The 21,007-nt window shown below is 36.4% G+C and carries 15 protein-coding genes; 7 read left to right on the plus strand and 8 right to left on the minus strand.

Annotated features, from left to right (window positions below; all coding sequences use genetic code 11):
- Nucleotides 1–6 precede the first annotated feature (6 nt).
- The 6 genes from ACMAZI_RS09630 to ACMAZI_RS09655 all read left to right on the plus strand — a co-directional run bounded on the left by ACMAZI_RS09630 (nucleotide 7) and on the right by ACMAZI_RS09655 (nucleotide 5,298).
- Complete coding sequence (locus ACMAZI_RS09630) at nucleotides 7–1,272, plus strand: methyltransferase (RefSeq protein WP_412473275.1); 1,266 nt, start codon at nucleotides 7–9, stop codon at nucleotides 1,270–1,272.
- Entirely contained in the window at nucleotides 1,220–2,026 is an 807-nt protein-coding gene (locus tag ACMAZI_RS09635) for an SDR family NAD(P)-dependent oxidoreductase (protein WP_120404673.1), read from the plus strand. The genes ACMAZI_RS09630 and ACMAZI_RS09635 overlap by 53 nt, the downstream gene beginning before the upstream one ends.
- 110 nt (nucleotides 2,027–2,136) lie before the next feature.
- Nucleotides 2,137–3,126 (plus strand): ParB/RepB/Spo0J family partition protein, encoded by a 990-nt coding sequence (locus tag ACMAZI_RS09640; protein WP_412473274.1) that lies wholly within the window; start codon nucleotides 2,137–2,139, stop codon nucleotides 3,124–3,126.
- Between the two features lie 60 nt (nucleotides 3,127–3,186).
- Nucleotides 3,187–3,624 carry a disulfide oxidoreductase gene (locus ACMAZI_RS09645; protein ID WP_412473273.1) on the plus strand — a complete coding sequence of 146 codons (438 nt, stop codon included), beginning with the start codon at nucleotides 3,187–3,189 and terminating at the stop codon, nucleotides 3,622–3,624.
- Entirely contained in the window at nucleotides 3,617–4,264 is a 648-nt protein-coding gene (locus tag ACMAZI_RS09650) for a DsbA family protein (protein ID WP_233500286.1), read from the plus strand. The genes ACMAZI_RS09645 and ACMAZI_RS09650 overlap by 8 nt, the downstream gene beginning before the upstream one ends.
- Nucleotides 4,264–5,298 carry a peptidogalycan biosysnthesis protein gene (locus tag ACMAZI_RS09655; protein WP_412473272.1) on the plus strand — a complete coding sequence of 345 codons (1,035 nt, stop codon included), beginning with the start codon at nucleotides 4,264–4,266 and terminating at the stop codon, nucleotides 5,296–5,298. The genes ACMAZI_RS09650 and ACMAZI_RS09655 overlap by 1 nt, the downstream gene beginning before the upstream one ends.
- Before the next feature lie 51 nt (nucleotides 5,299–5,349).
- Here the strand turns inward: ACMAZI_RS09655 and ACMAZI_RS09660 are convergent, their stop codons facing one another.
- Nucleotides 5,350–7,716, minus strand: a complete 2,367-nt coding sequence (locus ACMAZI_RS09660) for an ATP-dependent Clp protease ATP-binding subunit (RefSeq protein ID WP_412473271.1) — start codon at nucleotides 7,714–7,716, stop codon at nucleotides 5,350–5,352.
- Nucleotides 7,717–7,961: 245 nt separating this feature from the next.
- On the opposite strand from ACMAZI_RS09660, the gene ACMAZI_RS09665 reads away from it, so the two are divergent.
- Nucleotides 7,962–9,566, plus strand: coding sequence for a mechanosensitive ion channel family protein (locus ACMAZI_RS09665; RefSeq protein ID WP_158536929.1), 1,605 nt, complete (start codon nucleotides 7,962–7,964; stop codon nucleotides 9,564–9,566).
- A gap of 2 nt (nucleotides 9,567–9,568) precedes the next feature.
- Here ACMAZI_RS09665 and ACMAZI_RS09670 read toward each other — a convergent pair whose 3' ends face one another.
- From ACMAZI_RS09670 to ACMAZI_RS09700, 7 genes are all read right to left on the minus strand, one after another.
- A complete protein-coding gene (locus ACMAZI_RS09670) occupies nucleotides 9,569–11,875 on the minus strand; it encodes a penicillin acylase family protein (protein ID WP_412473270.1) in 2,307 nt (768 codons plus the stop codon).
- 2 nt (nucleotides 11,876–11,877) lie between these two features.
- The gene (locus ACMAZI_RS09675; protein WP_120404669.1) at nucleotides 11,878–13,281 is read right to left on the minus strand and encodes a TonB-dependent receptor; all 1,404 of its coding nucleotides are present in this window, start codon (nucleotides 13,279–13,281) and stop codon (nucleotides 11,878–11,880) included.
- 366 nt (nucleotides 13,282–13,647) lie between these two features.
- Entirely contained in the window at nucleotides 13,648–14,637 is a 990-nt protein-coding gene (gene hemB, locus ACMAZI_RS09680) for a porphobilinogen synthase (RefSeq protein ID WP_412473269.1), read from the minus strand.
- Nucleotides 14,638–14,640: 3 nt separating this feature from the next.
- On the minus strand, nucleotides 14,641–15,072 hold the full coding sequence (locus tag ACMAZI_RS09685; RefSeq protein ID WP_115363876.1) for a SufE family protein: 432 nt from the start codon (nucleotides 15,070–15,072) through the stop codon (nucleotides 14,641–14,643).
- A gap of 52 nt (nucleotides 15,073–15,124) precedes the next feature.
- Nucleotides 15,125–15,376: a hypothetical protein gene (locus tag ACMAZI_RS09690; RefSeq protein ID WP_115363878.1), complete on the minus strand. Its 252-nt coding sequence runs from the start codon at nucleotides 15,374–15,376 to the stop codon at nucleotides 15,125–15,127.
- 45 nt (nucleotides 15,377–15,421) lie between these two features.
- Nucleotides 15,422–16,288 carry a ParA family protein gene (locus ACMAZI_RS09695; protein ID WP_115363880.1) on the minus strand — a complete coding sequence of 289 codons (867 nt, stop codon included), beginning with the start codon at nucleotides 16,286–16,288 and terminating at the stop codon, nucleotides 15,422–15,424.
- Nucleotides 16,289–16,335: 47 nt separating this feature from the next.
- Nucleotides 16,336–20,913, minus strand: coding sequence for a hypothetical protein (locus tag ACMAZI_RS09700; RefSeq protein ID WP_412473268.1), 4,578 nt, complete (start codon nucleotides 20,911–20,913; stop codon nucleotides 16,336–16,338).
- Between the last annotated feature and the right edge of the window lie 94 nt (nucleotides 20,914–21,007).

Raw genomic sequence — 21,007 nt, forward strand, 5'->3', positions numbered from 1 at the left:
AACGTGATGAATTACCAGCAGCAATTTACTTCTATTATAAACATTCTACGGCCATATAGTGAAATATGGCAAAGAGAAGTTATTGATCAATTCCGTGCTGGAAAATTAGATCAAGTCTATCCTAAAGAGCTCATTGCACCACTACGAGAAATAACACCTCAAGAACAATTCAAAGTTGATTGCAAAAGAATTTATGACTCACTTCCAGAATCAGACTTAAAAGATCTATTTAATTCACTAAAGAGCTTAGAAGAAGTTGAGGTCATTGATAAAGAGATGACGGCAGGAATTGAGAAGCTTCCAAGCTGGGCCTTTCACAAAGTTAAGGGAAAGAAGCAATACGAGATTCTAACTATTGCAAACTTCCTCACGAACTTACAAAAGAATAAAGAGATCAAATTTAAACATGTTGTTGATATCGGCGGAGGAGTAGGCCACCTTAGTAGAACTCTAGCCTACTACTTTGGTATGGATATGATCAGTCTTGATATAAATCCAGAGTTTCAAGAGATAGGGAAAAAGAGACTTGAAAAATTCCCTAAGCCGCAAGGTCACAAGAATGTCCAATTTATCAATCATGACTTTTCAATCGATTTAGCAGATGAAAAGAATGAAGAAATCTTTTGTGATAATTCATTTTCACTAGGCCTTCATACTTGCGGCCCACTTGCTGTTAAACATATGCAGGTTGCAGCGAAACATCAAAGCAGTGGAATGCTAAATTTCGGTTGCTGCTATAATAAGCTTACACCTAAAAGTGATATTAACCTCTCAAACTTTGCCAAAGAAAATAATCCACTTGAGTTTGGACGCGATAGCTGCACTCTTGCGACCAGAGGTCATCAAAGTATGACCTATGAAGATTTTGAGCAAAAAAGAAAAGTTAAATACTATCGCTACTGCTTACAATTTTATATTGATGATATCTACGGACAAGACAAAGAAGTTATGCCTATTGGTGATGCACATAAAAGGCTTTATCTTGGTGACTTTGCAACCTATGCAAAATCAAAGTGCCACGAAAATAATATACCAATAAATTTTTCAGATGAAGAATTTGAAGAGTATTTAAAAAAGCATGAAGTTATTCTAGAGACACTATTTCTTTGCGATATTATTCGCTGGCAATTTGGACGAGCACTTGAGCTATACATCCTTATTGATCGTGTTATGATGTTACAAGAAATGAATAAAGAGGCCAAGCTTATGAGCTTCTTTGATGAAGAAGAATCACCTCGTAACATGGGAATCTGGTATTATGACAAAGAATAAGAAGTTCGCTCTTATAACAGGTGCCACAACGGGGATGGGTGAGGCCTTTGCTAATTACTTTGCAAGTGCTGGAATAAATCTCTACCTTCACGGCAGAAATAGCGAAAAATTAAGTGCAAATGCAAAGACTTATCAAGATAAGTATCACGTTGAATGCAAGGTTATAGTTAAAGACCTCATAGAAGATGATGCCAGCTCGTTTTTAATTAAAGAAGTAACAACCCCAATTAATTACCTCGTCAATAATGCAGGTTTTGGAGTAGCTGGTAAATATCAAGATACTGATATTGAAAAACAAATTGCCATGCAAAGAGTTCACGTTGAAGTGCCCATGAGACTGACACATCACTTCTTAAAACAAGATGATCAATTACAGATTATTAACGTGGCCTCTCTTTATGCTTTCTTCCCTGTTCCTAGACAATGCATTTACGCTGCTTCAAAAAGCATGATTCACTCTTTTTCCCTTGCTCTTTATCGCGATCTCATTGGAACGAATAAAACTGTTATCTCTGTTTGCCCAGGACTCGTTTATACTCAATTTCGAATTAATCAAGGTAAACAAGAGAAAAAACACTTCTCAGGTATTTGGCCAAAACAGGTTGTTGAGGAAACATTGAATGCTCTTTCTAAACAATCACCATTTATTATTCCTGGCAGATTCAATAGAATTTTCAAATCACTTTTAACGACGCTCCCCACAAAAGTGTCATTACGCATAATTGAGAGAGTTAACACGGGGCGCGGATACTAAATACTTTCTTACAATACCTGTCAGATCTAGTCAGAATTAAAAATGCACCTTAAAATGCCTTCACACAACACACACGATTATTCATATAATTAATTTTATGAGGGACATAAATGCAAACTACCACAATCAATATTGATGAAATCAAATTAAATTCTCAGTACCTTAGAACAGAGACAGATGTAGAAACATTAAAAAATAGTATCGAAAGTATTGGACTAATTAATCCTCTCACAATTAATAAAGAAAACGAATTACTTGCAGGAGCAAGAAGATATACAGCTTTAAAAGAGCTAGGAATCACTGATATTCCAGTTCACGTTGTTGATAGAAAGAGCCTAGAGCAAGAACTTATCTCAATTGATGAAAACCTTGTTAGAAAGCCACTTGATAAACTTGAGTTTGAGAAGTGTCTTAACCGTGGTCGCGAAATCTATGAAGAATTAAATCCAACTGCTACAAAAATTGAAGTTGATAAAATCGCAACAACGACTGAAGAGAAGAAACTTGAAAAAGCTCAAGAAGAGCAAGATATGGACTCTTTTGCAGCTGTTACTGCCCAAAAAACAGGACTTTCTAAAAGCGTTATTAAAGGTGCAATCAAAAGAGACGCACTTGCTTCAGAACATGTTAAGAAGGCCCGTCGTCTTGGCCACTTAAACGCGAGCCAAACAAATGAGATCATTAAGCTTGATAAAGAAACACAAGAGAAGATCCTTCCAATGATTGCTGACAAAACAGTAAAGGAAGCAAAGCAAATTATCACAGCTGCAAAACGTGGTGGAATTGAAGAAGCAAATCAAGAAATTGAAACAATGATTCCACTTCCAAAAGAATATGCACATCTAAGAAACCTCTCTAAGAGACTAAATAAAAATCTAACGAGAATTCTTCTAGAAGAGCTAACTTATGAAGGTAAAGAAGCAGACTCAATCATGAAAGAGATGAGAAAACTGCAAGAAAACCTGAATCACTTTTTTAAAATGGGAACGACAGGTAGCATGACAAGCACTGAGTCAATTGAAGAAGATGAGCATTCAGAGTCAACTCCAGTAGTCTTAGAAGAAGGCGCACAAGAATTCACACCAGAATACACTCTTTAATAAACGTTTACCTCTGGTCAATGTCATACTTTTTAGACAAAATAGACCAGAGGTAAATTTATGAAAAAACAAAACTCAAATCTCATTTTTATTTCCTGGATTGTTGCTATGATAGCAACAGTAGGAAGCTTATTCTTTAGTGTTATTATGGAATTCACTCCTTGTTCACTTTGTTGGTACCAAAGAGTGGCCATGTATCCCCTTGCTATAATTTTTCTCTTTGGCGTCTACGATGAAGAACACTATTGCATGAAAACAAGTATTCCTTTCACTGTCATTGGATGGGCCATTGCCGTTTATCACAATCTTCTTCAATGGGAAATTATACCAGAGAGTGCTTCACCTTGTTTAAATGGAGTACCATGTTCAGCAAAATGGATAAATTGGTTTGGATTTATTTCCATTCCATTTCTATCACTTATGGCATTTACAATTTTACTAATAACTCTAGTAATATATTACAAAAATAAAAAATCAATGAGGACAACAAATGAATAAGAATTACAAAATCATCAGTGTCGTGATTGCTCTAATTGCAATCTTTGCTATCGCAACAACAGTTTACAAAAAACAACAAAGTAAGAAGCTTGGTATGCAAGCTAATGAAAATTATAAACTCTTTGTTCCAGACTATGCCCCATCAATGGGACCAGAAGATGCTCCTGTTACAATCGTAGAGTTTCTTGATCCAGAGTGTGAATCATGTCGCGCATTTTATCCATATGTTAAAAATGTTATGGCAAAGTACGAAGGACAAGTAAGACTTGTAGTTCGTTATGCGGCCTTTCACAAGAATTCAAGTTATGCCATTGCAATTCTAGAGGCAACGAGAAAGCAAGACAAATACTGGGAGACCCTTGGTGTCTTATTTAAAAGTCAACCAGCTTGGGGAAATCATCACAACCCAAGACCTGATCTCATCTGGAATTATCTTCCAACAATTGAGGGACTAGATATTGAAAAAGTAAAAGAAGATATGCACGATCCAAAATTCATGGAGATTGTAAAAAAAGACATGGAAGATGGAAAGAAACTTGGAGTACGTGGTACCCCTACTTTCTTTATCAATGGGAAACCATTAAAGAATTTCAGTTACAACCAACTTGAACTACAAGTTAAGGAAGAGCTTGAAAAATAATGCATACCTTTGCTAACTCCCACTTTCTTAAAATCATAGAAGACAGTGGGAGTGCATCTCCTCAAAGAGGTTGGCATCCAGTTCACCTAACTAAAAATGACAACACTCTTATCTCATATGTAAAAGATCATAGTTACGGCGAGTATATATTTGATTGGGCCTGGGCCGACCTTTATTACAGAATGGGCCTTGAATATTACCCCAAACTCATTCATGCTATTCCTTTTACACCTGTTAATAATAGTAAATTCACAAAAGATCTTGATTCAGATCTTTTAAAAGAATCATTTGAGTTTTATCAAAACTCTCCTTTTTCAAGTGAGCACTATTATTTTACTGACAACAAATACACACAATTAGAGGATATAGGTTTCTTTAAACAAGTCACGACTCAATATCACTTCATAAATGAATATGACTCTTTTGAAGATTATCTTTCAAAACTAAGAAAGAATAAAAGAAAGAATATAAAAAAAGAAAGACGAACTTGTGATGCATACGAGCTTAAAATAGAGAAAGTAGACGCAAGAGATCTACAAATAGAAGAACTTAAGCAGATCTATGGAATATATTTAACAACTATCGACAAGAAATCAGCCTACCCCTATTTAACGTTAGAGTTCTTTATTGGACTTAAAGAATTAGATAATTGCTTCTTCCACCTGGCCTATCTTGCAAGTAAAGAAGATGAGATTATTGCCATGGCAATGTTCTTTGAATCAGAGACAAAGCTTTATGGACGCTACTGGGGAATTCATCCTCTTTATCAAAGCAGTTTTGATTTTCTTCACTTTGAAATGTGTTATTACATGGGAATGGAATACACAATAGATAAAGGGCTTAGAATATTTGAGGCCGGCGCACAAGGTGAACAAAAACTTTACCGAGGATTTCGTCCAGTGGAAATTGAGTCCTGGCATCATTTAAAGAATACTCAGATTCACGAAGCTCTTAGACAACATGTACTAAACCAGAATAAACAAGTGCAACGTTATCATCAAAAATTAAATGAGCTTCTTCCCTTTAAGAAGTAGGTACGTCGATACTTTTGGCCTTTGACCAAAAGTATCGACGTACCTTAACATTTACCTAATCGTTATTTCAGAATCTTTATAATCAATATTTAAATCTTTAGATTCTAAGTCATGAGACATAATCTCTTTTGACAGCGGTCTAGTTACAAGTCGATTAAAAGTTGAGGCAAGTGGCCTTGCACCGTAATCTTCACTATAACCTTGCTCGTTTAATCTCGCTCTTACACTATCAGAGATATTGACCTTCAGTTTACGTGCAAGAAGTCTCGAGTTTAATTCTTTGATCTGCTTATCAATTAGTGAATTCATAATTGAGCGATCAAGCGGATTATAGTCTAAGACTGCATCAAGACGGCCTAAAACTTCTGGCTTAAATGCATGTTCAACATTCTTAGCATTTGTTGTTAGAAGAATAATTGTGTTTTTAAAATCAATCGTTCTTCCTTTATTATCAGTTAGCCTCCCGTCATCAAGGATTTGGAGTAGAATATCTCCAAAGTCACGATGGGCCTTCTCGATTTCATCAAAAAGGATAACAGAGTAAGGGTGGCGTCTGATAGCTTCAGTTAAAACACCACCCTCTTCGTAGCCGACGTAACCAGGAGCGGCACCTATAAGCTTACTAACAGAATGTTTTTCACTATATTCTGATAAATCAAAGCGAATTAAGTTATCTTGTGTATCAAATAAGAACTCACACAATGCTTTTGCTGTTTCAGTTTTCCCAACACCACTTGGACCTTTTAACAAGAATGAGCCTAATGGACGAGATGGGTCTGTTAGTCCAGCATGAGAAGTAATGACAGTATCAGCAATTTCTTGTAATGCTTCATCTTGTCCAAAAACACGTGACTTTAAAAAGCCTTCAAGTTGAAGAATTTGAGACTGTCTCGACTTTAAGATCTTCTCAACAGGAATTCCCTTTTGTCTTGAGATAACCATTGCAATATCTTTAGTTGCAAGAATCCAGTCATGATGACAAGACTCTAACTCTTTTTCAATCTCAGGTAGTCTTGAATACTTAATCTCACTAGCTTTTTCATAGTCTTGATTTCTTTCTGCTGCTTCAAGTTCAAAAGTTAAACGGTCACGCTGATTCTTAAGTTCAGAGACTCTTTTAAGAGAGAGAACTTCATCTTCCCATTTGGCCTTTTGTTCATTAAAGCGCTCTTCAAGCTCTTTTATTTCAGAGCTCAGTTTTTCATTTTCCTTATCAATTTGAGCATTAACTTTCTTTGAGCGAATCTCGGCTTCTAGCTCTACTAACTTAGCAGGCATGGCCTCAGCTGAAAGCTTTAGCGCACTTGCAGCTTCATCCACAAGGTCGATGGCCTTATCCGGTAAATTCTTATCAGTTATATACTGATCAGAGAGTATCACTGAATTAAAGATGGCCTCATCAGAAATTTTAATACCATGGTGAATTTCAAGCTTATCGCGTATCCCCATTAAAATTTCAATGGCATCTTCTTTTGATGGCTCATTAACCGGTACAGCTCTAAATCTTCTCTCAAGAGCACTATCACCTAAGATATATTTCTGATATTCTTCATCAGTTGTAGCACCAATACAATTTAGCTCCCCTCTAGCAAGGGCCGGCTTCAGAAGGTTGGCCGCATCCATTGCACCATCAGTTTTACCTGCACCAACAAGTTGATGGATCTCATCGATAAAGAGAATCGAAGTGGCTGCATTCTTTTTAATATATTTTAAAAGCTTTTGTAGTCGCTCTTCAAACTCTCCGCGAAACTTAGTTCCGGCCATTAGAGCTCCCATATCAAGAGCATAAACAGTCTTTCCTTCTAATACATCTGCAACCTTGCCTTTAACAATCATCTCAGCAAGACCTTCAACAATAGCAGTCTTACCAACACCGGCAGGCCCTACAAGAACAGGGTTATTCTTTCCACGTCTTCCTAGGATCTCCATTACCGCACGAATTTCTTTTGAGCGGCCAATAACTGGATCAAGCTTACCTTCTTGTGCCATTTCATTAAGATTTGTTAAGAATGATGGCACTTCATCTTCCTCATCACCATCAAAGTTTTGAGAGAAAATTGTAGGATCAATATTCAAGCTTGGAAGAATCGTAATGATATTCTTTAGTAAATCTGTCTCTGAAATTTCCTGGCGTCCACTCTGTATTGCATTAGAAGATGCAAGAGTTAACCACTTACTGAGTCCAGCAGTCGGTCTTATATTATCAAGTGCCACTTCACTTGATGCCTGAGGAAGGCGATCAACTTCTGTCTTAATCTCTTTCAGTTTATTCTTAAGAGATCTTGAAGAGAAAGAAGATGGATTCTTCACTAGTCCATAGGCAAGGTGCCATTCGGATAGTTGAGTATTCTTCTTTTCCATAAGAAGAGTTTGGGCAATGTCCAAACTTCCTGCAACGATTGAATCGTACTTATTCATAAAAATCCTCCGCGTAAATTTTGGGCATAAACACCTAAAATTATGAGGTATTTTTCCCCTTCTATAAATAAGATGGGAGCTCATTTATAATTGTCAAGGTAACCAATTAATTTTTTTTCGTAATAAAAAGAGTGTTTATGTATAAAACTTTTATCCAATTTTTCCTTATACTTTTAACTATTTGCAAAGTTCAAGTGCTTGCAAATGAAATCGTCCCTCTCGACTTAAGTACACCTAGAGCGACAATGAATTACTATCTCAAGAATATGAAGGCCTATAAACTAGGAAACAACCTTGGACTAGAATATGCCATAAAGACTTTTGATGGTAGTTATCTTCCGGAATCAGTTAGAGAAGTTAAACTTAAAGACTATGCTCAAACGTTGATAACGGTTCTTGATCGTATTGAATATATCGATGTAAAGAAAATCCCTAAGAAGCCTAATACAGATATTTGGTACTACCGCAAATCTAAGGTCCATGTTGATGGTGATGATCATCAAGTCGAAATTTCTTTACAAAAATTTGAAAGAGATGAGAAAATTGTTTGGCTCTTTACTGAAGAAACAACGAAATCACTATATCACTACGACTTATCACTTAGAGGAAAACAAACGGCCAAAGACGTTGTTTACAGTAAGTCCATAAAAGATCGACTTAAAGAGTATCTTCCTCCATGGACATTTCATCAAAGATTTCTTCTTTTAAATATCCATTGGATTCTATTAATTATAATTACTCTTATAAGCTTTGTTTTTGACCGTATTGTACGTCACTATATTGCAGTTAAAGCAATTTCAATCCTAAAAAAGAGAAATATAAGCTTTACTGAAAAACAACAAAACCGACTGACTGCACCTTTTGGAATTGTTACCTTTGTTTATATTTTTAAAACATTATGTACATGGATTGATTTACCGACTGACGCTCTTGTTCTTATCATAAAAGCCTGTGACATCATTTTTGCTGTCGCGATGATTATGATCTTAAACGAGCTACTAACGGTCATTTGTCTCTACCTAGAAGATAAGGCCCGTGATACTGAGAATAAATTCGATGATATTATTGTTCCCCTTGTAAGAAAAACTGCAAGATTCTTTATTTTTGCTGTTGGTATCATTTTCATTGGTGATGCACTAGAGCTGGATATGAAATCCATCCTAGCAGGTATGGGAATTGGTGGTATTGCTTTTGCTCTTGCAGCAAAGGATACAATTTCAAATCTCTTTGGTTCATTCACAGTATTATTTGATAATCCATTTACTATTGGTGACTGGGTTAAGATCAATGATGATATTGAAGGGATTGTAGAAGAAGTTGGAATGAGATCAACTCGTATTAGAACATTTTATAATTCAGTTTTATCTGTTCCAAATGGTACTCTTATCAATGCAAATATCGATAACCTTGGAAGACGTCGCTATCGTAGATTTAATACAAACTTAGGTATTGATTATGCTACTCCACCAGAAAAAATTGAAAACTTTTGTGAGAGTATAAGACAAATCATCATCGCTCATCCATTTACACGTAAGGATAACTTTCAAGTATATTTTAATGGAATGGGTGCAAGCTCTCTTAATATTCTTGTTTATATGTTCTGGGAAGTTCCATCATGGGATGACGAATTACATGAAAAACATAAATTTCTATTAGATATTTTAAAAGTTGCAAGAAAGCACGGTATTAACTTTGCCTTCCCTACTCAAACTCTACATGTACAAAAAGATCCAGGTGTTACTTATTCACCTGAAGAAGTTAACTTTGAGATGTCGAAACAAGTTGCTAAGTCACTTGAAAATGAGCGTTGGCACGCACCAAATCGTTCATCTATTGATCGTTTAAAGTAATTCTATATTGGCCTTAGGGTTAAAACCTTAGGGCCAGATTTCTTAACTAAATCAAAGTTGAAAATCTGATAACGATATTCATCATTAAAAAATCTTTCTCTTTGGTTGTCATAGTATGGCGATAACATATGTCCAGAATTACCAAGAGGTAAGATGCCATATGAAAGATCAACATTAGCAAAATCAACAAGGCGTCTCGTACTTGGCCCAGTCACTGGAGTGTGGCCCTTATTACATTTTACACGCCTGATATGGTTAATACTATTGATTGAGCCATTTGCTTCATACGGCCCATGAGAAAAAATCTTTGCTAAGAATTTATTCTTTTCAAACGGATGAACGAATTTAAGTTTGTGAACACGGCCCCATCGCCATGTACCAATATCGGTCCCTAATTTTTCCTTTAACTTTGCAACAGACTCTTTAAATGCCATGGCCATAACATCAAAGCGTTCCTCGACTGGAGCAGTTTTTTCAATATCCCACCAAGCATCAAAAGGCCTATCAAGTAAACGATAATAAAAAGTCCAAGAATTTATGGCCTTACAATAATTAAGATAATTATCACCCATTTCATCCATCAACAGCCTTCTAATATTCATATTTACTTCATGAAATATTGTTGGGGCCACTTGATCATGACGCGAATGACCTTTCCACTGTGCTAACTTTTCCAACGCCTGCTGTTCTAAGTTATTGAGCTTAACTCTTTTAGCAGATTTAATAATCATTTCTTGAATAATAGCATTATGACTACTAAAGCTAGCTGTTTGTACCATCTTCTGAGAGTCGATATCCCAATTCTTACGTAACTTAAGAGATTCGAGAATTGTGTTGTAGCGATTATCAGAATGCCAGCCACCACGATGATGAATACCTTCCTTCATCGTTTTTGGAGCATCATTGGCCGAGACCACAAAACCATTTTCTGGATTTATCTCATGAGGCTTATCATCGAAATCATAAGCTCCTAAGATCTTACGATCAGCACTTTGTACAAGATCAGACTCATAAGGATGAGATCTATTATAGCTATCACCCATAACTAAGCGAGCAACATTTCCCTTGGCATCTGCATATACAATATTAAGCCCAGGTGACTTAACAATACTTGTTGCTTTTTTTATCTCTTCAAAACTTTTAGCGCGCCCTAGCCCATAGAAGCCTTCAATTGGCTTATTACCTAGTTGAAAAAAACTAAAGTGTGCTGCTATATTCTTTGAATCCTTATTTACTGTTTTTACAATTTCATCAACAATAGGGCCTTTTTCAGACCACTTAAGGTTAAAGTTAATAGGAGCCGAACCTTTTACTTTTATGACAGAATTTTCAACACGAACAATATCAAAGTCATCGTCTAGTTGATAAAGATCCACATCATCTGTATAGCTAATTGTTAATCCCCAACCGTGATTACGATTATGTCCCATTCCAGGGAAAGGAATCATTGGAAGAAAATGGCCATACATATGAAAACCTTCTTCTTCATTTTTAATATTGGCCTCATACCAAATATTAGGTGCTGAAAATTTAATATGTGGATCACTTGCTAAAATTGGCTTACCTGATCGAGTTTTATCCCCACTTATGGCCCATGCATTAGAGCCTGTGAAGGTACCAATCCCTTCAAGAAGATCATCGTAGTCAATAAATTGAGCTTCTACGACACGACGAAGACGATGAGATAAATCAACTTCATTATTTGCAAAGAGATATTTTAAATCACGGTGTTTTACGTCGGCCATGATTTGTTGATAAGCAATCTCATTTCTCATAAATGGAGAAAAGCTATAATTTAAATAGACAAAGACACCATAGATATCTTCTAGATTAATTTTCTTAGGCTTGATTCCAAGTATAAAATATTCAATCGGTCGAATGCTATTTTCTAAGTAATAATTATAACCAGCGATAAATGATTCGAGATCTTTGCGAACGACAGGATCAAGATTTGTAAGAATATCATTGCGTATATAGCTTGAATTGAGAGTTCTAAATAATTTATCAGCAGCAACTAAGTCAGGCCCAAGAATTTCAGAAAGTCGTCCTTGTCCTGCGCGAGCAATTAGCTCGTATTGAAAAGCTCTATCACTTGCCATTGAAAAGCCAAGTGCATAATTCATATCATGTCTTGTTTTAGCATCGATATGAACAACACCTTCGTGGTCACGATAGATTTGAACTTCATTATCGATATCACCAATTTTTAAACTTCCTTCCATAACTGGAAATGAGCCTAACAAGAGGAAGTATACGGTAGTTATTAATAAGAATACGGCCCCAAGTAGTGATAAGATAATTTTTTTCATAGTTAACTCTTAAATAGTTTTTTCTCTTTAACGTGATCAGCAACGACTTTTGGAAGCTTATCTTCCCAGCCTTTTTGATCTTTTTGAATCATTTCAATAACTGTACGAGACCAAATACCTGATGATTCGAAATCAAATCCCTCTAAATCAACGATGAGTCCATTATCTCTTAGGTATTTTACAAGATACTCAAGAGTTGGATCGTATTTAACATCAGAGAAGCCTAGACGATTATTTGCATCATTATCATCGGCACATGGATATAGAAATAATTTAGTATTAAGGCCAAATAACTCACCAAGGCCACCTAAGATCCCATATGAAGTATCTTCATAGTGCTTGATATTTAGAATTTCGTTTAAGTTATATGTATTTGTAATAAACGCAATTTGGCTTTTAGAAATTGGTTGTAGGAATTGATTAAGCTCAAAGTATGAAGCAAAATTAGTAATAAGAACTTTTTGCTTAAGTTTTGTAAGTAGATCAACTCTTGCTAAGAAGTCTGCATTATCGATTGCAGAGCTTCGAGATAAAAGCTTTGACATCGAAATCTCAGATAACGTCACAACGTTTTCACATTTTTCAGTAGTACATAAATGTTCACGACCAACTTTAAGGGCATCTAAATTCCCTTTTGTCGGTGGCCTAAAAGATCCTCTAAGAACCACAAGAGGCTTTCGATAGAGATAATCCTTAATTTGAACAACACTTCCATTCTCATCAAACATAACTGCAGATGTGAATTTTCTTTTTACAAGTTCAAGAGAAAGTATTCTTGGATCAAGGCCTTCAAATGCAGGGCCACGTACATCAATCATATCAATCAACAAACGACTTGTAGAAAGGTTATCCATAAGAGATGAAACGAGTCTTGATGTATCATTTGAATTATAGAAACAGCTGTGAATCATATTCACACCTAAGAAACCAACGGCCTCTTGTTGCTGTAGGTTTTCTTGATCTAACATTTTAACGTGAAGAATAAGGTCAGAAGGCTGTGCTCCTGGAGCGTGTTGAAAACGAACACCTAACCAGCCATGACATTCACCTTTGCCAGAATAGCTCTTTGCGGCCACTGTATCGGCAAAGCAAAAGAACTTAGTTGAGTCATCGCGTGAGTCCTTTAGACGATCATATGTTTTTGAAAATTCAGTCTCAAGCATTTTATTCAAACGACCTAATGAAACATAACGCTTTGTCTCTTCAATCCCATAAATTGAATCAGAGATCTGCATATCATAGGCCGACATTGTCTTTGCAACAGTACCAGCAGCTCCACCTGCTCTAAAGAACTCTCTGGCCACTTCCTGACCTGCCCCAATTTCGGCAAAGCTTCCATAGACAGAGTTGTCGAGGTTAATTTGTAGTGCTTTTTGTTTTGCTGATAGAATCTGGCAAAAATCCATGTGTAATCTTCCTTAAACTTGGCTTAAATAATTGAAATCTTACTCATATAATACCAGTTTAAAACTTCAAATGGCAAAGTTAGGACACAAGAAATCAGCAATTGTGACAAAATAATTTATCCTAAAAGCAATAAAATGCGTTGGAATTGGCCAGTAATTCCCGTTATTTGGCAACCTTGCTAAAAATTGACATGGATTTGTCGATATGAACAATGAAAGGATGATACAATATCCTTAAGAAAGGAGATGGAACTATATGTGGATTCCAGTAATTATTGTCGGTATTTTAGTAGGAATTGCTTCAGTCAAAGAGAAGCAGGCCCGCGAAAAAAGAGCAAAGGCCTACATCCCTATTAAATCAAAAAATTAATTCTTAGCAAAATTAATCGCACACTCTTTTGCAAAATAAGTCAAAATCATGTCACAACCTGCACGCTTGAAGCTTGTTAGCATTTCAAGACTTACAGCTTCGCCATCTATCCAGCCTTTTTCAGCTGCGGCCTTAACCATGGCATACTCGCCAGAAACATTATAAGCAGCAACTGGAAGATTCGTTCTCTCTTTCATTTTTGCAATAACATCAAGGTAGCTTATTCCTGGTTTCACCATAAGAATATCTGCACCCTCTGCCTCATCAAGTTCAATCTCTCGTAGAGCTTCAGTAAGATTTGCAGGGTCCATTTGATAAGTTTTCTTATCACCGGCCTTAGGTGCGCTATCAAGAGCATCCCTAAAAGGTCCATAGAATGCCGAAGCATACTTGGCCGTATAAGACATGATTTGAGTTTTATGAAAGCCTTCACTATCTAGCGTTTCACGAATATGTCCAACTCTTCCATCCATCATATCACTAGGGCCAATAATATCACTTCCGGCCTGAGCCTGAGATAGTGCCATAGCAGAGAGAATATCTAAGGTCTCATCATTTAAGATTTCGCCAGTTCTTTCACAAACAATACCATCATGACCATCGCTAGAATACGGATCCATCGCAACATCTGTCATAATGAGCATATCTGGACATGCATCTTTTATATCTTTAATTGTCTTTTGAAGAAGTCCATCAGGGTTCTTTGATTCAGTAGCAAGACGATCCTTGATTGAATCATCTAGAGCAGGAAATAATGAGACGCACTTAACACCAAGATTCCATAGCTCTTTGACCTCTTTTACAATTAAGTCGCGACTAAAACGACTAATTCCTGGCATTGAATCAACAGGAATGATCTGATCCTTACCCTCTACAATAAAAAGAGGCATAATTAAATCATCAACTGTTAAGATCGTTTCACGCATAAGAGATCTCATTGCGTGGTTTTTGCGATTACGACGAGGTCTAATATTATTTAAATACATATATTATAATCCCATTTGTAACTTAGTTTTATATGCGAGAGCATACATGGAAATTTGCTTAATCATACTTGATAGGCCGTTAGCACGTGACATTGATAAGTGCTGTCTTAAGCCGATCGTATCGAGAAAGTCTGGTTTCGTAGCAAGGATCTCATCAGGAGTAGCATCTGAGTAAATCCCAATAAGGATTGAAACAATACCTTTAACAATGGCCGCATCGCTATCTGCTTGGAAAATAACCTTACCATCTTTTAGCTCAGGGATAAGCCATACTTGAGATTGACATCCCTTAACCTTATATTCTTCTTTATATAATTCTTCAGGTAGTGCAGGCATTTTCTTTCCCATGGAAATAATATGCATGTAGCGGTCTTCCCAATCATTGAATTTATTAAACTCTTCCACAAGAGCATCAACTCTTTCTTGAATTTGCACAATAGGCTCCTTACCTTAAGGGTCTTTTAATATGGCAGGAGTTTAGCACTATTTAGATGATGCGTGAAGCAAACTCCAGCATTTTTTCGATTTGCTCAGCAATATGATCCACAAGATTTTGTAGTGCGATAAAGAATCCATAATTACCAACCTGATTGGTAATCATTGCAATCATAGACTCCAATAAGTCTAGATAAGGCTCTAAACCAAGCTTTTTGATAACAAGTTCAATATAATTGGCCACACCTTCCACGTCTTTACCTTCATTTGTTACTACATAGAGAGGATTCTTAATTGATGCCACGTAAACTCCTTAATTCATCATTCTTCTTTAATCTTATCATATAGACTATAAACTCGCTTCATTCCACGAATCAATTAAATTTGCGATTTTATTAAATTGTTCATGAAGCGGGCGATATTCCTTGGAATTATAATCATAAATAGACTTCTTAGCGGCCTGTGACTTTACGATTTGGGCCTTATTAAAGAATGGAGCAATATACTTATCGTTGCCAGTAACTTTACGAATAAGTTCCTTAATCTCGTGTAGATCACTCTCCTCTTGCTTGCGTCTTGAGTCCATAAGATTTGGTATATGAGTGATAATTTCAGGAAGTTCTACTAATTCCATATCCTCGATATCCCCAAGCATGCGATAAAAATGCTCTAGGCCCTTCATTGAAAAATCATCAGGTCTAAATGGAACAATCACGCCATCGCTTGAGCAGATACTATTAACCACGAGAAGTCCCAGAGTTGGAGGGCAATCCACAAGAATATAATCATATCGTTTTCTAAGTCCGGCCTGTTCAATATATTTTTTTAGAATAGTTTGTCTTGGGGAGTTAACTGAAGCAACACAGAGTTCAAAACCAGAAAGCTCTTGGGCCGAAGGGAGAAGATCGACTCCCGCTTCAGTCTTGTAAACGACATTTTCAAAAATTACACTTGTATGCATCTGTTTCAATTCTTTAACTGTATTCAAAAGAAGATTAAAGATACTTTTCTCATTTTCTTCTCTTCCAAAAAGATAGGACATATTGGCCTGAGGATCCATATCCACGACAAGAACTTTATGACCCTTTTGAGCTAAAGCATAGGCCGTGTTAAAACACATCGTCGTCTTTCCGACGCCACCTTTTTGGTTTAGAAAAGATATGACCTTCCCTTTACCCTTATCATCAAGTTTTTGCTTATTTCGCCCAAAGAACATACTTCCCCCAATATGAATGTAAAATTCTTGGAAAGTATAACATAATTTTATTCAGAGACATACTGATCAGGGTCAATTTCAACAACACAGCGAAGGCCGACACGTGACGTTCTTGTTTCATCAGGATAAAGCTCGACTGTGTAGACACCACTTGCGTTAAGACGAGTGTAATCACCACCACTTACCATTGCTCCTGTTGCAACATTTGTGTATTCATTGAAGAAGCCATCATCATGGAGCTGTGAGTTAGTAAGTCCAGCACTTGAACCAATACGAAGAGTGTACTTCTCTAAAAGAGAATCGGCCGTGGCATTTCCATAGGCAGAAGTCGTAATAGGCATACCAAAGACGTAATTAAAATAGCGAGAACTATAGTATGACTGGTCTTCAAATAAGAAATTATCCAGCTCTCCCTCACAAGGAAGAGATGCGTCACTATCTTCACATGGCCCTATCGTATTATCCATTACATAATTTGCACTACCTGATCCATAAAGATCAGTATCAACAGATAAAATACTGGCAAAGTCATACGTAAAGTTTGCAGCATTAAATGTATAATCTGTACTAGAAATCTCTGCAATATTTCCAACAGCGTCTTGAATACCAAACATTGATGTACAAGTTTCAGTAAAAGATGATCCTGTATACAGGGAGCGAATTCCAGAAGAGTAAGTTCCAGGTATCGAGTGAACATCTGATGAACTGAGGTTATCAATATCCATATAAGAGCTATCAAGCCCACTTGCTAGTGAAGAATTACACTTACTTGATGAATTTAAAGAAAGGCCTCTTTCAATTTCTTCAATTGAAGAATCAGAGATATTTCTTACATCCCAGGCCGAATAAGCAATTTGCTCATCACGTGTTGGCAGTTTGAAAGTCGTTCCAAGATTATAACCTGTAATTGCGTGTGTATTTGTCATGGCCGTACATGCAGCAGCCGCTTCGTCCATATCGACATTTGTAAGAGGAGGTAGATATGACTGAGAAGCAATAGCGCTATCGAGAGCTTGGCCTGTATAATCTAACCAAGTTGAACCACCATTGTTTACCTTACATAGGCCAGAGTTTCGCTCATAAAAGATATCACCTACATTAGCAGCAGAAACACCGACAGCGGACTGACCAACACATTGTCCATCCGATGTGCTACAACCAGTTTTTGTATATGGGCACCCCATTTCAAAACGAGGAACGATTAAATCTTTCCCAAAGTCATATACTGTATATCCAAGCGTTGCATTATTTTCATCACCAAGACCTGCATATTCACAAATATAGTCACTATCTATAAATGGTGTCGAATGCATCATTGTACAAGCTTTCTTATTAACCATCCAACGGTGAACAAATGCATAATTTTCAGCAGGTGCAATAACTCTCACCTTTGCAACTTTATTATTTGTTGTAATTTCTAATTCTTCTGTTGCACCTAATTGATTTGTATAACTAAGTACCGGTCTAACTTCATAGATATATGTATGATTTGGTACTGGTGCAAGACGTGAGTTTTGACCATTATCAACATAAGTCGTTGAAGATGTAATTAAGTTGCGATTAATTGGCTTATTATAATTAAAGCTATTCACCATTCCAGCTTGCTTGCGATAAACATTATAACCTTGGATTGCCCCAGAAGTGTTTACTGTAAAGTCTTCCCATTCCAGAGTTACTTTTGATGTTCCGTGATAAGGAATCCAATCAGAACCATCAGAATAAAAACAATCTGTTCCAGTTGTTGGCTCATAAGCTGTGTTAAATAGGAACTTACCTTTATTCTCACTTGCAACAAGAGTTTCCGTTTGAGAATTAAAAACAACACTTACAGAACCTGTTGCTGTGTCATCATATGTTACATCACCAATACAACTTCCACTTCCTAGATCGTCACAAGTTGTTGTTGGATCATCTAGGATTCCACTACTAGTATATTGGCGATTAACTTCACTAATATTACAAGCTACTTGCTTAGAAATTAAAACCCAGTCAGAAGGTGTTGTACCTGTTGAATAATAACACTGGTTTGAAGATGTACGATAAACTGCTCCGGCTACATCAGGTGTAACTGAACCACTTGGATCAGATGCACCATAACACTCCTGACCGCTTTGGCACTTCGTTAATGAGTGAGAGCATGTAAAGCTATCTTCAACTCGAACTCCATAATGATTAACTTTTGTTCCAATCGATTTAATATTGGCCCAACCATTGTGTGTAATTGTCTGAGGCTCAACTCTTACATTAAAGCTTATTGTTGTACGTGGAGTACCTGTTCCATTGTCCACAATATCAAACGAAATCGTCGACTCTCCAAATTGAGAAGAAGTAGGAATCATTTTAATTCTTAATTTTTCGTTAGCAGAAGCACCACTATTAATAATTCCACCACTTGGTCCATTAACAGAGATATCATTGTAATTCCCATCTAAGTTTACATCTTTTAAGAAGTAAATATTTGCAGGATTAATTAGAACACTATTTGTAGAAGTAATATTTTCAACAACAATATCTTGAGCGGACTCATTTGCAATAGATCCACCTTCACTCACAATGACATTATCAATTATTACATTTTCTTTTTCACCAATGACAACATCACCAATGTAGCTTGCATTTTGGTTTCCATTATTTGTCGCAATTTCCCATGACGCCGTATTTGATGACTCATAACAAAGACTATTTGTGCGATCATAGTAAATTACAGGATTTGAAGTCGTGTGAGATGTAGGATTAAAACTTGGTGCACCCTCTCCAATACAATCGTTAACTCCACATTCAGTGCGTCCTTCTCTCCTATTATATTGAGAGTACTGACAGATAACTGGAGCATCAGAAGTTTCAGTAACAGTTACATCCAGAGTAGATATAGTCGATTCTGCACTTGCAGTATCTCTTACGACAAATTGAAAATTATCAGGTGTTCCAATAACACTATTGGCACTATTTCCATTAATTGTTGTATATAAACAAGTAATGTCACCACTTGTATCAATTGCACAATCACTAATTGTTCCCTCACTTCCTGTGACACTAGAATTACCGGCCATTGTGTTAACACGTGTAGCTCCGTCTAAGAAGTAAACTTGTAGACCTGTAAGAGAATTATCAACATCAGAAACTGTTCCAAGATTAATTGTTTCAGAAACAGCATTCCAATCCGTTGACTCATCCATTGTATGAGTAAATGTACTACTAGAAATTACTGGAGGGTCATTTTTAGCATTAATTACAATAGTAATATAGCCTGTAGAATGAAAAGTTGGTAGGCCATCAGCAATCTCATACTCTACAGAGAATGTACCGTTAGCATCACCATCAAAAACAATATTACATAAGAAGCTATCATCTACGGCCGCTGGTGAATCACAATTAGAGCTTTGAATATCAGGGAATGCTGCAAGATTCTTAAGACGATATCTTAAATCAGAAGATAAGAATCCACCATGACCATCATCACTTGCAGTTGGAAAAGAAAAATAAGCTGTCGTCGTCGATGAAGGCAATCCAGAGTCATCCTCATCTACAGTTATAACAAGAGAGCTTCCCGGAACAGGATCATCGTCAACAGCATTTATTAAAGCACTGGCAACACCTGTATTTGAATATTGCCCATTAGCATAAATTTGATATTCAACTAAGTCTTCTGCAACTGTATTAAAGTAATCCTTATCCGTTACAATATTTAACGTACACTTACCTAGTGAACATGTACATGTGACATTTGAGTTTTGAACGCTTGCGTGTATTGAAGTTGCACTACAAAATGTTGCAAAGTCTCCATCGTAATCAAAATACCCTGTTAATGGATTTTCATTTACTTCGCTGTCAAATTCGTAACTAATAACGTCATCTTCGTTTACTGTAGCAGTTCTTGTTGAAGTGATTCGTGGTGCTTGATCAACGTTTGTTACATCAATATAAATACGAGAAGTCGCACTATCACCATCATCATCTGATAAGTAGAGATCAACAAAAGTTGAACCATTTGTGTTTCTAGATGGTTCAATATCAACAGTACAAGTACCACTTGCACATGCACATGTTGCTCCTAGTGTTTTTAATCCAGGAGTAATTGACTCTGGAGTATTTGCACCTGTAACTGAAGCATTTAAAATTGCTCCTACAGTTGGATCTGAGTTAATTGCATTTGTAATTTGAAGTGATGTTGAAAAACCAGAATCAATTTCAACAGTGATTGTATTACCAATAATTGAAGCTGTTTCCCCACCAGAGATAATTGAAGGATTATCGACAATTTCAAAAAATAAAGTTGGGTAATTTATAGAGTTTTGCCAAGTATTAACTTTTTCAATAGTAACAGAACCTACTGTTAAACTTTGATTAAGCCCTGTTCCACTATCAACAACTGTACATGAAGTTGGCACACCATTATTTTGATCGGTATATTCAACTTGATAACTAGTTTTAACAGTATTTTCAACAATTGTAAGAGCATTAGTCGTTACTACTGGAGCTTTGGGAGAAACATCAAGAACACACGTGCGGCGAACTTCATCAAAGTAATGGCCATCATTACAGTTTGCCTGCTTTAGTGAATTCATCTGCGGAGTACAAGAAATTAGTCCCGCAATAAATAATGTTAAGATTAAAATTCGATTCATATCTTTCCCAAATATCCCAATAACTTATCGCCATTTAAACTCTTTACTTTAAAGAAAGACTTACGTTATTTCAGTATTATAGAAGATTTCCTCT

The sequence above is a fragment of the Halobacteriovorax sp. YZS-3-1 genome, from assembly GCF_047084945.1.
In the GTDB taxonomy this organism is placed as follows: Bacteria; Bdellovibrionota; Bacteriovoracia; order Bacteriovoracales; family Bacteriovoracaceae; genus Halobacteriovorax_A; species Halobacteriovorax_A vibrionivorans.

What these genes read in the sequence shown, in the direction of transcription:
- ACMAZI_RS09660 (WP_412473271.1), bottom strand. Translation starts at nt 7,716, where the DNA reads ATGAATAAGTACGATTCAATCGTTGCAGGAAGTTTGGACATTGCCCAA.
- ACMAZI_RS09630 (WP_412473275.1), top strand. Translation starts at nt 7, where the DNA reads ATGAATTACCAGCAGCAATTTACTTCTATTATAAACATTCTACGGCCA.
- ACMAZI_RS09645 (WP_412473273.1), top strand. Translation starts at nt 3,187, where the DNA reads ATGAAAAAACAAAACTCAAATCTCATTTTTATTTCCTGGATTGTTGCT.
- ACMAZI_RS09675 (WP_120404669.1), bottom strand. Translation starts at nt 13,281, where the DNA reads ATGGATTTTTGCCAGATTCTATCAGCAAAACAAAAAGCACTACAAATT.
- ACMAZI_RS09655 (WP_412473272.1), top strand. Translation starts at nt 4,264, where the DNA reads ATGCATACCTTTGCTAACTCCCACTTTCTTAAAATCATAGAAGACAGT.
- ACMAZI_RS09640 (WP_412473274.1), top strand. Translation starts at nt 2,137, where the DNA reads ATGCAAACTACCACAATCAATATTGATGAAATCAAATTAAATTCTCAG.
- ACMAZI_RS09695 (WP_115363880.1), bottom strand. Translation starts at nt 16,288, where the DNA reads ATGTTCTTTGGGCGAAATAAGCAAAAACTTGATGATAAGGGTAAAGGG.
- ACMAZI_RS09670 (WP_412473270.1), bottom strand. Translation starts at nt 11,875, where the DNA reads ATGAAAAAAATTATCTTATCACTACTTGGGGCCGTATTCTTATTAATA.
- ACMAZI_RS09650 (WP_233500286.1), top strand. Translation starts at nt 3,617, where the DNA reads ATGAATAAGAATTACAAAATCATCAGTGTCGTGATTGCTCTAATTGCA.
- hemB (WP_412473269.1), bottom strand. Translation starts at nt 14,637, where the DNA reads ATGTATTTAAATAATATTAGACCTCGTCGTAATCGCAAAAACCACGCA.
- ACMAZI_RS09635 (WP_120404673.1), top strand. Translation starts at nt 1,220, where the DNA reads ATGAAGAAGAATCACCTCGTAACATGGGAATCTGGTATTATGACAAAG.
- ACMAZI_RS09665 (WP_158536929.1), top strand. Translation starts at nt 7,962, where the DNA reads ATGAATTACTATCTCAAGAATATGAAGGCCTATAAACTAGGAAACAAC.
- ACMAZI_RS09700 (WP_412473268.1), bottom strand. Translation starts at nt 20,913, where the DNA reads ATGAATCGAATTTTAATCTTAACATTATTTATTGCGGGACTAATTTCT.